Raw genomic sequence first — 765 nt, 5'->3', positions numbered from 1 at the left:
ATGTCGATCCATCTTACAAACTTGGAAAACGTTTTTTGCTAAGTCGATAGCGAGCACCGTAGAATGAGTCATGTATGGGCTTCCTTGTAAAAGTGTCGTTACTTATTACGTTACTCCCGAGGGAGATAGGGAGTCCATACATCTTGGCGCTCTCACTTCGGGTTGAATTTAGTGTTTACGGCGCAGTTTTTGGGTTCAGTGCTTGCGCTGCTCACACGTTAATTGGGCGTTATATTTTTATTCAAATTAGGAGCAAATAATGGCTCAAGGAAAAAATCGAAAGCTACTGAATAAGAGAGTTCGTAAGGGCAATAAAGGCTTTCCTATTGCTACGGTTGCTTTTTATGGCAAAGATAATAAAACAGCGACAAAACTTGTTTGCGCTATTATTCCATATCAAGGTGCAGAGCCTGAAGTTATCAAAAAATGGTTTAATGAAACAGATATTCGTAAATCTGAAATAATCTTAAATGAAGTATTGACGTTTATCGACGAAAATAGCGCTCAAACGGTAGGCATGGTAGAAGAAATTCTTGGCTGTCCGCATGAAGAGGGAATCGACTATCCAGAGGGTGAAAGTTGTCCTAAATGCCTGTACTGGAAAGGAAGAGATCGTTTTACTCAAGAAATGGTGCACTGAAAATATAACAAACAATTTAAGAGTGATTCAGCACGCTTGGCATTTTTGGTTTGAATTGAGTTTAGTGTTTACGGTGGGCAAATTAAGTGTCGTGGTCGCGTGCTTCACACCTTAATTGGGCGTTA

Annotated in this window: 1 protein-coding gene; it reads left to right on the top strand. The window is 39.9% G+C overall.

Annotation, left to right across the window (positions count from 1 at the left end):
- Nucleotides 1–259: 259 nt before the first annotated feature.
- A complete protein-coding gene (locus ELS82_RS25510) occupies nucleotides 260–640 on the top strand; it encodes a hypothetical protein (RefSeq protein WP_134837823.1) in 381 nt (126 codons plus the stop codon).
- Nucleotides 641–765 lie beyond the last annotated feature (125 nt).

The sequence above is a fragment of the Vibrio ouci genome, from assembly GCF_004551525.1.
Taxonomy (GTDB): Bacteria; Pseudomonadota; Gammaproteobacteria; order Enterobacterales; family Vibrionaceae; genus Vibrio; species Vibrio ouci.
Note: the sequence above shows the minus strand (reverse complement) of the source record. Positions and strands in the feature narration are given on the sequence as shown.

Bases quoted from the DNA above. Each gene is read 5' to 3' on its own strand.
- ELS82_RS25510 (WP_134837823.1), top strand. From the start codon at position 260: ATGGCTCAAGGAAAAAATCGAAAGCTACTGAATAAGAGAGTTCGTAAG.